Annotated in this window: 12 protein-coding genes and 1 other annotated feature; of the genes, 2 read left to right on the top strand and 10 right to left on the bottom strand. The window is 28.3% G+C overall.

Annotated elements, in window-relative coordinates; translation table 11 throughout:
• Nucleotides 1-174 precede the first annotated feature (174 nt).
• Nucleotides 175-2,406 (top strand): formate C-acetyltransferase, encoded by a 2,232-nt coding sequence (gene pflB / locus KGF38_RS10615; RefSeq protein ID WP_227832344.1) that lies wholly within the window; start codon nucleotides 175-177, stop codon nucleotides 2,404-2,406.
• Nucleotides 2,407-2,565: 159 nt separating this feature from the next.
• Entirely contained in the window at nucleotides 2,566-3,300 is a 735-nt protein-coding gene (gene pflA / locus KGF38_RS10610) for a pyruvate formate-lyase-activating protein (protein WP_167640377.1), read from the top strand.
• 112 nt (nucleotides 3,301-3,412) lie between these two features.
• On the opposite strand, the gene KGF38_RS10605 is transcribed toward pflA, so the two are convergent.
• The 10 genes from KGF38_RS10605 to KGF38_RS10555 all read right to left on the bottom strand — a co-directional run bounded on the left by KGF38_RS10605 (nucleotide 3,413) and on the right by KGF38_RS10555 (nucleotide 16,164).
• On the bottom strand, nucleotides 3,413-5,083 hold the full coding sequence (locus KGF38_RS10605) for a GGDEF and EAL domain-containing protein (RefSeq protein WP_054269402.1): 1,671 nt from the start codon (nucleotides 5,081-5,083) through the stop codon (nucleotides 3,413-3,415).
• Nucleotides 5,084-5,910: 827 nt separating this feature from the next.
• Complete coding sequence (locus KGF38_RS10600) at nucleotides 5,911-6,549, bottom strand: nitroreductase (RefSeq protein ID WP_227832342.1); 639 nt, start codon at nucleotides 6,547-6,549, stop codon at nucleotides 5,911-5,913.
• A gap of 242 nt (nucleotides 6,550-6,791) precedes the next feature.
• Nucleotides 6,792-7,574: a prepilin-type N-terminal cleavage/methylation domain-containing protein gene (locus KGF38_RS20515; protein ID WP_054269281.1), complete on the bottom strand. Its 783-nt coding sequence runs from the start codon at nucleotides 7,572-7,574 to the stop codon at nucleotides 6,792-6,794.
• 46 nt (nucleotides 7,575-7,620) lie between these two features.
• The gene (crcB, locus tag KGF38_RS10585) at nucleotides 7,621-7,995 is read right to left on the bottom strand and encodes a fluoride efflux transporter CrcB (RefSeq protein ID WP_054269280.1); all 375 of its coding nucleotides are present in this window, start codon (nucleotides 7,993-7,995) and stop codon (nucleotides 7,621-7,623) included.
• A 39-nt stretch (nucleotides 7,996-8,034) separates the two neighbouring features.
• On the bottom strand, nucleotides 8,035-9,210 hold the full coding sequence (gene thiI, locus KGF38_RS10580) for a tRNA uracil 4-sulfurtransferase ThiI (RefSeq protein WP_074179186.1): 1,176 nt from the start codon (nucleotides 9,208-9,210) through the stop codon (nucleotides 8,035-8,037).
• 45 nt (nucleotides 9,211-9,255) lie between these two features.
• Nucleotides 9,256-10,407 (bottom strand): cysteine desulfurase family protein, encoded by a 1,152-nt coding sequence (locus KGF38_RS10575; protein ID WP_227832340.1) that lies wholly within the window; start codon nucleotides 10,405-10,407, stop codon nucleotides 9,256-9,258.
• 631 nt (nucleotides 10,408-11,038) lie between these two features.
• Nucleotides 11,039-11,761, bottom strand: coding sequence for an amino acid ABC transporter ATP-binding protein (locus KGF38_RS10570; RefSeq protein ID WP_054269277.1), 723 nt, complete (start codon nucleotides 11,759-11,761; stop codon nucleotides 11,039-11,041).
• 58 nt (nucleotides 11,762-11,819) lie between these two features.
• On the bottom strand, nucleotides 11,820-12,497 hold the full coding sequence (locus KGF38_RS10565; protein ID WP_054269276.1) for an amino acid ABC transporter permease: 678 nt from the start codon (nucleotides 12,495-12,497) through the stop codon (nucleotides 11,820-11,822).
• Between the two features lie 27 nt (nucleotides 12,498-12,524).
• The gene (locus KGF38_RS10560; RefSeq protein ID WP_054269275.1) at nucleotides 12,525-13,340 is read right to left on the bottom strand and encodes a transporter substrate-binding domain-containing protein; all 816 of its coding nucleotides are present in this window, start codon (nucleotides 13,338-13,340) and stop codon (nucleotides 12,525-12,527) included.
• A gap of 225 nt (nucleotides 13,341-13,565) precedes the next feature.
• Nucleotides 13,566-13,778, bottom strand: a binding site (T-box leader).
• 319 nt (nucleotides 13,779-14,097) lie between these two features.
• Nucleotides 14,098-16,164, bottom strand: coding sequence for an ATP-dependent helicase (locus KGF38_RS10555; protein ID WP_065388360.1), 2,067 nt, complete (start codon nucleotides 16,162-16,164; stop codon nucleotides 14,098-14,100).
• Nucleotides 16,165-16,239: the final 75 nt, after the last annotated feature.

Below are 16,239 nucleotides of genomic sequence, written 5' to 3'. Positions count from 1 at the left end.
GTTTTATACTTTAAAACGACAATTTTTTATTTTTTTGTGTATACAGGATACTGATAATATGTTATTATTATATTAGAAAATATATTTTTTAAAAAATATATAAAACAAATTAAGTATATAAAAATTAATTTTAATAGTATTATTTATCATTTAAATCTAAGGAGGAAATACTTAATGAATGCATGGCAAGGATTTAAAACAGGAAGATGGACTAAAGAAGTAAATGTTAGAGAGTTTATACAATTAAACTATTCTCCATATGAAGGAAATGACTCTTTCTTAGCTGGTGCTACTGAAAACACTAAAAAGCTATGGGACAAAGCTATGGTCTTATTTAAAGAAGAAAGAGAAAATGGTGGTACTTTAGATGTTGATACAAAAACTGTTTCTGGAATAGCTGCATATGCTCCAGGATATTTAGATAAAGGATTAGAAACAATAGTTGGGTTACAAACGGATGCCCCTTTAAAAAGAGCTGTTATGCCATATGGTGGTATAAAAATGGTTGAAAACTCATGTGATGCTTTTGGATATGAATTAGACTCAGAAATAAAAGATATATTCACTAAATACAGAAAAACACACAACCAAGGAGTTTTTGATGTTTACACTCCAGAAATGAGAGCAGCTAGAAAATCTGGTATAATAACAGGTCTTCCAGATGCTTATGGTAGAGGTAGAATAATTGGTGACTATAGAAGAGTTGCTTTATACGGTGTTGACGCCTTAATAGAAGATAAAAATAAGCAAAAGAAATCATTAGAAGTTTCTTGCATGGATGAGGAAGTTATCAGACTAAGAGAAGAAATAGCTGAGCAAATATCAGCTTTAAATGAACTTAAAAAGATGGCTCAGTCTTATGGATTTGATATATCAAAACCAGCGACTAACTCAAAAGAAGCTGTACAGTGGTTATACTTTGGTTATTTAGGTGCTGTTAAAGACCAAAATGGTGCTGCGATGTCTTTAGGTAGAACATCTACTTTCTTAGACATATACTTTGAAAGAGACTTAAAAGCAGGAATAGTAACAGAAGAAGAATTACAAGAATATATGGACCACTTTGTTATGAAATTAAGAATGGTTAAATTCCTAAGAACTCCTGATTACAATAACCTATTCTCTGGAGACCCAACTTGGGTAACTGAGTGTATAGGAGGTATGGGAATAGATGGTAGAACATTAGTTACTAAAAACTCATTTAGAATGTTAAATACTCTATATACATTAGGACCTTCTCCAGAACCAAACTTAACAGTTCTATGGTCAACTAAATTACCTCAAGGATTCAAAGATTTCTGTTCTAAAGTATCTATAGATACAAGTTCAGTACAGTATGAAAATGATGATTTAATGAGAGCATACTGGGGAGATGACTATGGTATAGCTTGTTGTGTATCTGCAATGAAAATTGGTAAGCAAATGCAGTTCTTTGGAGCTAGAGTTAACTTAGCAAAAACTTTATTATATGCTATAAATGGTGGTATAGATGAGAAATCTGGCGTTCAAGTTGGACCAAGATTTGAGCCTATAACTTCTGAGTACTTAGATTATGATGAAGTTATAAGTAAATTTGAACCATTCACTGATTGGTTAGCAACATTATATGTAAATACTTTAAATGTAATACATTACATGCATGATAAATATTCTTATGAAGCATTAGAAATGGCATTACATGATAGAGATATATTCAGAACTATGGCTTGTGGTATGGCTGGATTATCAGTTTGTGCAGACTCATTATCTGCTATAAAACATGCCAAAGTTAAAACTATTAGAAATGAACATGGAATAGCTGTTGATTTTGAAATAGAAGGAGACTATCCAAAATACGGAAACAATGATGACAGAGTTGATAGTATAGCTGTAGAGTTAGTTGAAAGCTTTATGAATAAAATAAGAAAAAATAAAACTTATAGAAATTCTTATCCAACTCAATCTATACTTACAATAACTTCAAATGTTGTTTATGGTAAGAAAACTGGTAATACACCAGATGGTAGAAGAGCTGGTGCTCCATTTGCTCCTGGTGCTAACCCAATGCATGGTAGAGATACTAATGGTGCCTTAGCTTCATTATCTTCAGTTGCTAAATTACCATATGAGCATGCTCAAGATGGTATATCTAATACTTTCTCTATAGTACCAGCTGCTTTAGGAAAAGATATGAATGAAAGAATAAACAATCTTTCTGCAATGATGGATGGATACTTCTCTCAAAATGCTCATCACTTAAATGTAAATGTATTTGATAGAGCTACTTTAGAAGATGCTATGGAACATCCAGAAGAATATCCACAATTAACTATAAGAGTATCTGGATATGCTGTTAACTTCATAAAATTAACAAAAGAACAACAATTAGATGTTATAAACAGAACATTCCACGGTAAAATGGCTTAGTCTTTAAATTTTTATACTTTAGCTAAGATTACTACTGTGTAGAAAATAAAAATAAAAGGCCATCTTATATTTGAATTATTTCTGGTATAGGATGGCTTTTTTTAGACAAATATTATAACTATTAATAAAGTCATTAAAATATATTGTGAGGTGAACTCTATGATTAAGGGAAAGATACACTCTATAGAAACATTTGGCACTGTAGATGGGCCAGGAATAAGATATATATTATTTTTTCAGGGATGTCCACTTAGATGCAAGTACTGCCATAACAGAGATACATGGGATACTAAGTCAGGGAAAGAATATACAGTTGATGAGATAATAACTGATGCTCTTAAGTATACTTCTTTTATGAAGTTTTCTGGTGGTGGTATAACTGCTTCTGGTGGAGAATCTACTCTTCAGCCAGAATTTTTGAGTGAATTATTTAAAAAAGCAAAAGAAAATGATATACACACTTGTTTGGATACATCTGGATTTGTAGATATAAAAACCATAGACCCAATTCTAGATAATACTGATTTAGTTTTGCTTGATTTAAAACATATGGTTGAAGAGAAATCTATTGATTTGACTGGTGTTGGTATGGATAAAGCTCTAAAACTTGCTAGACACTTAGACTCAAGAAATATCCCTGTGTGGATAAGACATGTTTTAGTTCCTGGTATTACTGATGATACAGATAACCTAGAAAAACTAGGTCAATTTGTAGCTACATTAAAAAATGTAGAAAGATTTGAATTACTACCATACCATTCTATGGGAATACACAAATGGGAGAATCTAGGAATAGATTATGAACTAAAAGATGTCCCTGATGCTAGTAAAGAAGATATTAAAAAAGCTAGTGAAATAATATCTAAATTTGGGGTAAAAGTATATAATAGTTAAGATATATTTGCACAATGAAATAGGGTAAAGTATAAGCTTTTTAAAAACTTGTACTTTACCCTATTTTAATATACTACTACATTATCTTCTATACCTAGCATTTTTTATATATTTACTTTGACAATTGAAGTTTATAAAACTCAGATGCGCTCACAGGTCTTCCAAATAAAAATCCTTGAATAATATCTACACCTAGACTCTTTACTATATCATATTCTTCATAAGACTCTATACCTTCAACGCAAACTTTTAAGTTGATGATGTGAGCCAATTTAATGATATATTCAAGGAAAGTATGTTCATAGCTATTATATGTAATATTCTTAACAAAACTTCTTTCAATTTTTATTATATTAACAGACAGTTCTTTAAGGTAATTTAAAGATGAATATCCTGTACCAAAATCATCTATTGCAATATGTACTCCTATACCCTTTAAGCTAATAAACTTATCATTCAGTAAATTTATATCTGGTATCCAACAATTCTCTGTTAACTCCAAAATTAAAAATTCAGGTCTTAATTGATACTCTATTAAACATTCAACTATAAAATCTCTAAAAAAATCTTCTTTTAATTGAATGTACGATACGTTTACAGATATCTTGAAGTCTGGATTTATTTTATGCCATTCTTTACACTGTTTTACAGCTTCTTTTATAATCCACTTCCCCACTGGTATAATCAAATTGCTTTGTTCCAAGATTGGTATAAATTCAATAGGAGATACTTCTCCATAAGTACTTGAATGCCATCTTAGAAGTGCCTCGGCTCCTATTACTTCTCTTGTGGCCGCATCTATTTGTGGCTGAAAAAATAGTTCAAGGTCATTAAAGTTATTTTCAATACTTTCTCTTAGCTTATGTTGCATTGAAATTACCTTTAGTTTGTTTTCGTATAATTCTGGTGAAAAAAACTTAATTCTATTCTTTCCATTTATTTTTGCTATATCTAGTGCAATATCAGCATGTTTGAATAAGTCCAAATAAGTATCTCCATCCTGTGGATACATAGCAACCCCCGCAGTTACTGTGCAATAATACTTATTCGATTCAATCTCATGTTGGGTATTGGTATACATCTGTATCTTTTCATAGATTTTATTTATAGTCTCTTTAGTACACATAGGGTAAAAAAATGCAAATTCATCTCCATCTAATCTATACAATCGAACATCTTTTGGTAAATATTCTAACACTTCGGTGGCAATTGCACGCAAGACCTTGTCACCATAAGAGTGACCATATTTTTCATTTATATTTTTGAAATTGTCTATATCCATAATAAATATAGCTCCACTTTCATAGGTCTTTTCTTTTATGATATAATTCATCCAGTACTCGAACTGTTCTCTATTCCATGTTCCAGTGATGGAATCAAACTTATTTTTTTCACCAATATTCTTTATTCTTCCAACCAAAACTATAGTTTTTTTATCTTCTGATATATAAGCCTTCCCTCTACAAGAAATCCATACTACTTCCCCATATTTATTAATTAATCGATATTCTAGATTATGTTCATCTTTTTTTCCATCTATCAACGCTTGTATATCATCTTCCCACACTTGAACATCATCTGGATAAATAATTTTACTCCAACAATTTACTACATCAGAATCTACATCTTTACTTAAGTTAAATTCATCAAAAACTGCTGAAGAAATTTTAAATTTATTCCTGTTTATGTCCCAAAAAAATATATAGTCTTCTGTACTTTGAGACAAAAGTTCAAAGAAAATTTCTATATGATTTAAATTTAAAGAGTTCGATTCTTCTCTCATCTTTTCCCCCTACAATATAATTAATATAGTAATATTATAACCCTACTTATAATAAAAATAATTTTAAAGTAGGGTTATAGTTTACAGTTGGTGTAATTTATCAATAAAATATTATTATCTAAATTATTCTATTTTACTATTTCTTTTATCTTCATTATTTCTAAGCCACTTACTCTTAATTATTATTTGTCCTTATTGATTTGATAGAAATATTTAAATGTATAATTATATAATATACTTAATCCATTAATATTTTTTAATTAAAAAGATATTTTTATTATAATTATCATTATTTTTCACTTCCAATAGTTTCCATTTGTTATAAAAAAGTTACTATTCAAAAAATTGGAACTTTTCTTCAATTTTATACATAATTTTTCAAAGAAAATGCACTTAATTAACAATCAAATTTATAAATATTTTACTGTTTTTAGGTTTAATTTTATTTTATTGATGTGTACTTGTTTATTAGAAATGAAAAATTTTTTAGATTGGTTTTTAAGTGTAATATTTTTAGATTTTTATAGGTATAAAAAAAAGCCCTTTTATAACTAAGGGTTACTTTCATTTTATTTTAACATTCTTTTTTCTTCATTTCAATGTTTTGCTATTTATTTCCAAAATATTATAAAGTGTTTATTTATACTTCTCGACTTTATAATTTTTATTTTATATACTTAGACTAACAAATCTACTTCACTTTTTTTTCATTTATAAATATAAAATAATAAAAAATAAGACTAAAAATAAATAATTTTTTATTTTCAGTCTTATGTTATCTTTTTTAATCATATAAATTTATATAATCATTTGATTAATCTGATATTCTAAACTCTAGAAACTTTATAAACAACATCTCTAGCTTTTGGTAGATTTCCATCTGGGACACCTATAGCAATACCAAAAGGTACAGAATACCCTTTTGGTATATTCAACAATTCTCTATATTTTTTATTTGTATCAAACATCATCTTTATTGAATCTGATTCTTTTACATCATTCTCATCTAATACACTCACAAGACCTGTTATATCCCCTTGTTCAACAGGTGTAAATAAGCCCCTAACCATTCCTATTATGCAACTTCCTAATCCTAATGCTTGTGCAGCTGTAGTTACATTTCCTGTAAGTATTCCTACATCATATGGAGCCCATGAATTTTCTTCATCATAAGAAATAAATAAAACAGTTGGTGCACCATAAAATAATTTAAAATTCTTATTTATCTCAACATTACTAACTTCATGGATTCTGGATAATGTATCATCACTAATCTCTTTTAAAAGTTTCTGGTCTTGCACAACACTTACATGCCAAGGTTGTTTATTACATCCCGAAGGAGCTGCAAATGCACAGTGTAACAATGTATCCAGTTGCTCGTTTGTAATTTGCTCCGTTGTAAATTTTCGTATACTTCTACGACTTTGTATTAAGTTTATTGTTTGATTATCTTGTAAATTATTCATATATCTATTCCCCTTTTATGTATTACTTAGTATAAATACTAAATTTGATAAAAATTTAGTATTTAACTAATATTCTTTATATTCTTATTATAGTTATTTTTAGTTTATATGTGAAGACTTTAAAATAGTAAATATTCAATAATCATACTGCACCAATAAAATATTCAAAATAAAATCTGGTATTAATTAACTATAGAGAATATTATTCTATAGTCTAATCAATACCAGTAATATATATCATATTAATTTAAAGGACCCCAACCAGATTTAGTATGGATTTCTTCTTTTAAAACTTCCCATGTTTTATTTGCTACAGAAATACCACTTTTACCTTTATACCATTTAGCTTCATCGTAATCATAAATTAAAGAAGCATACCAATTACCTTTAGTTGAAGTGTTTGCAAATACAACTACATTAGCTTCATTTGTATTAGGCTTATTTGCATATGGTTGTATATACAATGTCTCTTTTCCTAAATCGTACTTTTTCTTAAATTCCTCTGGAATTTTAGGCCAACCATTTTTATACTTATTATCCAACAAATAATTTCTAAAATCATCATTATTTTTTGAATTTCCTGGTATTATAGAAGGGTCTTGTGCAAATGATGCAATTAAATCTGTCATACTTTGATATACATCTCTAGCCATCTCAACACCATCTGGATGTTCTGTACAAGTAACATACACTTTTGCTATACTTTCTTCTCCAGTTATTCCATCATAACCATTATCAAATTCTGCTGAATATGTTCCACCTGATTTACACTTTGGCTCTGTTTCAAAGTATTTTCCATCTTTATTTTTTAATACATCTTTTATAAGTTCCTTCTTGTCTTTACTTGTTTCCTCAGCCATTGCAATAACAATTTGAGTCTTTATATTCTCCCTATTTGAAAGACATGTAACTGCTTTACTTTTTTCTATATTTCTAAATAGTGCTGGAACTGCGACTATAACTAAAATTCCTATTATAGATATAACTACCAATAATTCAATTAGTGTAAAACCCTTTTTATTCATAATAATCATTCCCATTAAATAAAATTATAGTACTTACTTTAAAATACTACATATTAACAAATTGTCTACATAGAGTTCTTCCAATAAAAACTCCTAAAATACTTAATGTTAAATTTAAGAATATATTTAACCCAAATAACATATAATTGCCACTATCAAAAAACTTTACATTCTCAAAACTAAATGTGGAAAATGTAGTAAGACCTCCCATTAGACCAGTTACTAAAAATAATTTCAAATTATCAGAAATATAATTTGTTCTTGTACTCATTTCCATGATAAAACCAATCAAAACTCCACCCATAACATTGACAATTAGAGTTCCAAATGGAAACTTAGCTTCTGCAAATCTTAAAGATATTAAATATCTTAATATAGCACCAGAAAATCCTCCAATACCAACACACAATATATGAATCACATATAACACCTCCCCCGAGAGGCTAAAATCACTTGTATATTAGAATTCTATATCTTCAACCTCTATTCTATCAATTGCATCTTGTACTAATCCATCAATATCAAGTGCTGTTTCAGATTTTTCTATCTTTTCTAACCTAGGTTTAGTAACAGGCTTTCTAGGAGAAAATACGCTACAACAATCTTCTTCAGGAATTATAGATGTTTCAAAAGTTCCTATTTTTTTGGCTATATCAACTATATCTGATTTATCCATTGCTATAAGTGGTCTAAATACTGGTAAATCTACAACAGCATTAGTACAAGTAAGACCTTGTATTGTTTGAGATGCAACCTGGCCGATACTTTCACCTGTAATTAAAGCATCACAATGTCTTTTTTCAGAAAGTTTCTGTGCTATTCTCATCATGAATCTTCTTGAAAGAATAGTAGCTTCTTCTTCATTACAATTCTCGCCAATTGCTTTTTGTATTTCTAGTATGTTAACTTTATGAAGTCTTACTCTTCCACAATACTTTGCCAATATCTTAGCTAAGTCTTTAACTTTTTCTTGTGACCTTTCGCTTGTAAACGGATAACTATGGAAGTGTACTGCCTCTACTTCCATACCTCTTTTTGCAACCATCCATGTTGCTACTGGACTATCTATACCTCCTGATAAAAGAGACATAGCTCTACCATTTGTTCCAAGTGGTAATCCACCATATCCAGGTATAGTATCACTATAGACCATAGTATGGAATTCTCTGTATTCACATTTTATTTTAATTTCTGGATTTCTTACATCAACATCAATCTTATCTCCTACCTTTGATAATAAGTATCCACCTATATCCATACTCATTTCTTGAGAAGTCAATCTAAAAGATTTATCTCCTCTTCTTGACTCTACTTTGAACGTTTTATAACCAGCTTCTATTTTTTCCTCTAACATTTTTAAAGCTATTTCTTTTAATGTATCATAATCTTTTTTAGCTCTTACTCCAGGGCATACACCCACTATTCCAAATACTTTTCTAACTTCTTCAATTACTTCTTCATAATCATAATCTTCTAAATCAACATATATTCTTCCATATTCTTTATATACATTAAATTTACCAATTGGTTTTAACATATTTCTTATATTTCTTATAAGTCTATTTTCAAATATATATCTATTTTTCCCTTTTACTCCAATTTCTCCATACTTTACTATTAATATATTATACACCATTTCACCTCTTAAACTAATTTATTCTCATTATTTATACTGTATTCTTTATTTCCTTCTCATTATTGACCTTAAGTCGCAAATTGATTCTTTCAATACTTCTACAACTTCTGATATTTCTTCTTCTGTATTCATATCAGATAAACTAAATCTTATTGTTCCATTTATTTCTTCATTTGTAAGACCTATAGCATTTAAAACATGGCTACCCTTCTTCTTAGAAGAACATGCAGAGCCAGTTGATACATAAATACCTTTTTGTTCTAAGTAATGAAGTAATACCTCTCCTTTTGTACCTCTAAATGATATATTTAATATATGACATACACCATCTTCTGGAGAATTAACTTTTATATCTTCTATATTATCAATTATTTTATTTTTAAATGTATCTTTTAAATTATTTGCTTTTGAAATAACTGCATCTAAATCTTTATTTAGTATTCTGACAGCTTCTCCAAGCCCATATATACCAGGTACATTTTCTGTTCCAGACCTAATTCCTATTTCCTGTCCTCCACCTGTTAACATAGGCTTAAGACGATTATTTTCTTTTATATACATAAATCCAATTCCTTTTGGTCCATGAAATTTATGTGCACTCACGCTCATAAAATCTATATTGTATTTAGATGGTCTAAAATTAATTTTTCCATATGATTGAATAGCATCCACATGAAAATATATCTTTTCTTTTAAAGACTTCAAATACTTTCCGACTTCGTCGATTGGCTGTATGGTTCCTATTTCGTTATTAACATGCATCATACTTACCAAACATGTAGTTGACTTTATTGCATTCTTTAAATCTTCTATATTTATCTTTCCATCTTTTCCGACCTCTAAGTAAGTTACTTCAAAACCATCTTCTTCTAAATCCTTCAATGTATTTAAAACAGAAGGATGTTCTATGTTAGTAGATATTATATGATTTTTTCGCTTTTTATTTAAGTTTGCAACTCCTCTTATTATAGTATTATTACATTCTGTACCACCTGATGTAAAATAAATCTCCTTTTCTTTCGCTCCTAGAGATTTAGCTATAACCTGTCTTACTTCTTTTATTCCTTTTTCAACGTCTACACCTTTTCTGTGAACAGAAGAAGGATTTCCATAATCCGTACTAAGTGCATACACCATTTTATCTATAACTTCTTGATAAGGTTTTGTAGTTGCGCTATTGTCTAAGTATATTTCCAACTTAATTACACCTACCTTTATTTAAAATTTCAGCTCTAACTATTATACCACTAATTATAGTATTTTTTTTGTTAATCTTTATTAAAAAGACAATCTTAAATTTACAAAATATTCTTTCATAAAAAATTAGTTTTTTCACTTTATTATAAAGTTTTATAGTAAAATATAATATGCTTATATTATATCCTACAAAAATACGTTATAAAATACAATATATGATAAAATAATATATTATATAAAATAAATATATTATATTATACATATGCTTATTTTTACTATAAAAGTTATTTTTATAAGCTTACTTGTTATAAAAATAACTTTTATAATTTATATCAAAAAAAATATTGATTTTTGTGTCGCATTTTGTTATAATAAATTAAGGTTATCCCCCTGGTAACCCTAGTTAGTTAATATATCTATTCCCAATACCCTTTCATAAGGATATATTTTATATTTATTAAAAATCGGATTGATAACGGAAATTGATTCGGTGGAAAAAAAGAGCTTACCCCGAGCTCTTTTTTTCTGCAAAAATTTAGCAAAATAAGATTAATATAATTTTAAATTATATTAATCATCATAAAAAAAGGATGTATTGAATTTCTAATATCAATAACATCCTTTTTACATATTATAATACTTTTGCTAAGAATGATTTAGTTCTTTCATGTTTTGGGTTTCCAAAAACTTCTTCTGGAGTATTGTCTTCTAGTACACTTCCTCCATCTATAAAAATAACTCTATCTGCTACTTCTTTCGCAAATCCCATCTCATGAGTTACAATTGCCATTGTCATCCCTTCTTTTGCAAGTTCTTTTATAACATCAAGAACCTCGTTTACCATTTCTGGGTCAAGAGCGGATGTTGGCTCATCGAACAACATCATATCGGGTTCCATAGCAAGTGCTCTAGCTATTGCTATTCTCTGCTTCTGACCTCCAGATAATTGTGATGGATAAGAATCTTTTTTATCTAAAAGACCAACTCTACTTAACAAAACTTCTGCTTTTTTTTCTGCTTCTTCTTTAGTCATCTTTTTTAATTTAATTGGTGCTAATGTTATATTATCTAAAATAGTCTTATGTGGGAATAAATTAAAGTTTTGAAACACCATACCTATATTTTGTCTAATTTCATCAATATTAGTTTTTTTATCAACCAAATTTTTTCCTTCAAATATTATATCTCCACCTGTAGGTATTTCTAGTAAATTCATACATCTAAGAAGTGTACTTTTACCAGAACCACTAGGACCTACTATAACCATTATTTCGCCTTTAGCGATTTCTAAGTCTATATTTTTTAATACATTTAAATCTCCAAAAGATTTACTTAAATTTTTTATTGTAATCATATTATCACTTTCCTTTTTACTATTCTATGTTTTCCCTAAATGCTAAACACGCTCTCATCTAGTTAGACACAGACAGTTTCTTTTCTAATAATCCAACTAATCTTGATAGAGTAAATGTTATAACAAAGTAAATTGCTGCTGCTACTATTAATGGCTCTAATGCTTTGAATGCTGCATTTTTTACTATATCAGCAGTACGCATTATTTCAACAACTCCTATTACAGAGATTATTGAAGATTCTTTTACAAGTGTAATAAACTCATTTGCTAATGAAGGTAGTATATTTTTTATAGCCTGAGGTATTATTATATATCTCATAGTTGACCAGTAATTTAATCCTAGTGATCTACTTGCTTCCATTTGTCCATTATCAACTGATTGTATACCTGATCTAAGTATCTCTGCCACATATGCTCCAGAGTTTACTGATAATGCAAATGCACTAGCTATAAATTCACTTGGTATACCAAATAACATAGGGAATCTTATTCCTAATTGAGGTAATCCAAACCATACTATATATATCTGTACTAATAATGGTGTTCCTCTTAAAATCTCAATATAGATTGATGATATTGCTCTTAATACTTTACTCTTGGATATTCTTGCCATACAGATGATTATACCTATTATAAATCCAAAGCATAATGCCACAAGAGAAATTCCTACTGTCACACCTGTTCCTTCCAGAAAAGAAGTTCCAAATCTACTTAAAAAACTAAAATCTAAACTCATAATTTCATCTCCCACATAACTTTCTTACTAATTTGAAGCAGCTTCAGTAGATGCTTCATTTAAAAATTCTTCTATTTTTTTACCATCTTGTAATTCTTTTATCTTTTTATTCAATAATTCTATAAAGTCTTTGTTGTTATCAGCTTTTTTGATTGCTGCTGCCATACCTTCTGTTACATCTTTACCAACTTCAGTATTTGCCATTTTGATTCCATCATATTTTTTAACATTTATTAAAGAAACTGCTTCATTAGTAACAACAGCATCTATGTTTCCATTTTTTAATTCTGTAATTAAATCAGGTATTGCTTTTAAAGATTTAGTAGTTGTCATTTTTAGAGTATTAACTACATATTCTTCTTGGATACTTCCTGCTTGTACTCCAACTTTAAGTTTCTTTAAATCATCTTCAGTCTTTACTTTATCTATATCTGCATCTTTAACTATAACTGCATTTCTACTTAAATAATATAACTCTGAGAAATCAACACTCTTTTCTCTTTCTGGTGTTGGTGACATACCTGCAAGAACTATGTCAACTTGGTCTGCATTTAAAGCTCCTATTAATCCATCAAATGACATATCTTTAATTTCAACTTTTACACCAAGCTCCTTTGCAAATTCTTCAGCTAACATTACATCGAATCCTTTTATTGAATCTTTACCATCTACTACTTTATGGAATTCAAATGGTGGGAATTCTGCACTAGTACCTACAACTAATTTTCCATTTTCTTTTATTTGCTCTAATTTTGTTTTTTCTTCTCCACCACTACATCCTACTAGTGATAAAGTTAATCCTAATACTAATCCTAAACTTAATAATTTTTTAAATACTTTCATTTTTATTACCCCTCTCTTTTAATTATAATTTCCCTCAAATTTTAATACTTTCATGTTTCAAGTTACAAAAAAAGTCTCTCAGTCTTTAATGACTAAGAGACGACTTTACCGCGTTACCACTCTTATTGATAAATACTCTTACAACTTTCAAAATTTGTGAATTTTAGCTTTTAAGCTATGTGGATATCTTAATTTTAAAATCAAAAAAGTCCCTTAGCTTTACAGCTAAGAGACGAATTATATCCGCGTTACCACTCTTTTTGATAAGTAAGTACTTATCCTCTCAATCCCTTAAGGCGGGCAGACCAATTATCATACTAAAAAACTTCTGATAATCTCCTCCAGAGCTCTCTTCACATAGACTTCATTGCTAGGCTTACACCAAACCCTAACTCGCTGTAAATCCATATATGCTACTTTCTCTATCACTGGATTTGTTTCCTTAAATTGTTAATACAATTGTACTTCCTTATAATATTTTTGTCAATAAGTTTTTTATTTTTTTAATAATTTTATTTGTAAATTATTTAAACACTATGATGTATATTTGGCTCTACTCTTTAGATAATCATACATAGAATCTTTTAGATTTATTTATATTCTTTGGATATTAATAAATAACATTTTTCATATTTTGAGCTATTTTTTTAATAATATATTTTATATCTATATCTTTGCCTTAAATATCATACATAAATAATATAATTCTTTCTTACCTATAAAATAATACATTTTATATCTAAGTTTGGTTTTTAAATTAAATAATATAAATTATATTCTTCAATAAGCAAGTTTTCAGGTCTAAAATTCGCTCCCTATCTTTAAACTTTATTGTAAACATAATTCCATCTTTTTTAATTATTTCTCCTTCATGAAATTTTTTATGGTATACCTTATCACCTACACCAATACTATCAATTTCTTTTTTGGTTGGAGATTTTATGTCATTAATAAACAGTGATTTATCAACTTTTTTACCATATTTATTTAACGTAGAACTTATACACAACTTTTCTTCAGCTCTTGTAATAGCAACATACATAAGTCGTCTTTCTTCTTCTAATTGTTCTTCTTTTTTCTCTTCCTTACAAATATCATATGACTTTTCATGAGGTATTGTTCCTTCATTTACGCCTATAATATAAACATTTCTAAATTCTAATCCTTTTGCACTATGCATAGTTGTAAATATGACACCATCAGTCTGTTTATTCTTATTGTTTTCCATTAACTCAGTCTTTACTCTCTCAATATGCTCTAAAAACTCTGTCACAGTATTAAAGTTTGTCGCTGAACTCTCAAGCTCATTTAATATCTCTACAAGACCATTAGTCTTTATTTTTCTGTTACTACAATAATCTAAGACATATCTATCATAATCAAGACTAGTTCTAATATAAGATATTGCATTTTTAGGATTTAAAGTGTTTAAATAACTTAAATCTATTTCCAAATCAGTTATTGTTTTGATTTGTTTAGGATGAAGATTACATTTGTTTATTAATGCTGTTATAAAATCATTTTCATCTTTAGCCATACTTACACTATCCTTAGATATATATCTAAATGGCTTATTTATGATTCTTAACCAATCTTTATTTGACTTTGGATTAATGCCTATTCTTAAATACGATAATATATCTTGACTCGCCCAATGGTCATATATTGTGATTACTGAATCTTTTACCACAAATGGAATTCTCATATCCATAAATACATCCACCAATGCTCTTGACTGTATATTGGTTCTATAAATCACTGCAAAGTCTGAATACTCTACATAATCTTTTTTTATTTCGTCAATTATTTCCTTGGCAATATGTAAAGCTTCCTCCTCTGAATCATGTGGACAAATATAACTCACACTTCCTCCAGTACCTTGACTACATTTAATGATTTTTTCATATCTATTTTTATTTTTTTCTATAAGCCTGTTTGCAATATGTACTATCTCACTTTTAGACCTATAATTTACATCTAATATTATTTTTTTAGTATTATTGAAATACTTTTCAAATTCAAGCAAAAAGTCTGGTCTTGCTCCTCTAAAACCATATATACTTTGGTCTTCATCTCCAACAGCAAATATGTTATTTAAAGGATTTGAGATTAATTTTAAAACTTCAAATTGTACTTTATTTATATCCTGAAATTCATCTATCAATATATATTTATATACATTTCTAACCATTTCTAATGCAGACTTATTGTTCAAAAGTAAATAATAAGTTTTTATAAGCATATCATCAAAGTCAATTTTATTAACTTTAGATTTTTGTTCTTCATATAAATTATATACCTTCAAAAACTCATCTTTTGTCAATACCTCTGAATTAAAGTCGTTCTTATCCATAAGTTCATTTTTTACATAAGAAATTTCATTTATAACTTGTCCTACATTCTCATCATCATCAGCATTTTCTATATTTAAGCTCTTTAGTATTGCCTTGATTGTTATTCGCTTTGATTTCTCATCAAATATACTATCTAGATTATACCTTTCAAAGTATCTTAGGATTTTAAAAAATACAGAGTGAAAAGTACCATAAGTTACCTTATTGAGTCTTATATCATCACTTAAACTTAAAGCTCTATTTTTCATTTCTATTGAAGATGCCTTTGTAAAGCTTATTGCTAAGATTCTTGTTGGCGCTATATTTTTATTTACTACCATATTAGCTATTCTATATGTAATTACTCTTGTCTTACCTGAACCAGGCCCTGCAAGTATCATGCAAGGCCCATCTATATGTTCAACTGCTTCTAATTGATTTTCATTTAACTTTCTTATATCTATATTTGTTGTGATTATTAGCTCCACCACCCTAATTTATAATTATATTATTTTCTTTTTAATTATAAACCAAAAGTTCATAAAAATACATGTAATTTTTCCTCT

This window comes from Clostridioides sp. ZZV14-6387, from assembly GCF_020657835.1.
In the GTDB taxonomy this organism is placed as follows: domain Bacteria; phylum Bacillota; class Clostridia; order Peptostreptococcales; family Peptostreptococcaceae; genus Clostridioides; species Clostridioides difficile_A.
The sequence above is the reverse complement of the archived record's forward strand: the minus strand, read 5'-3'. Positions and strand labels throughout refer to the sequence as shown.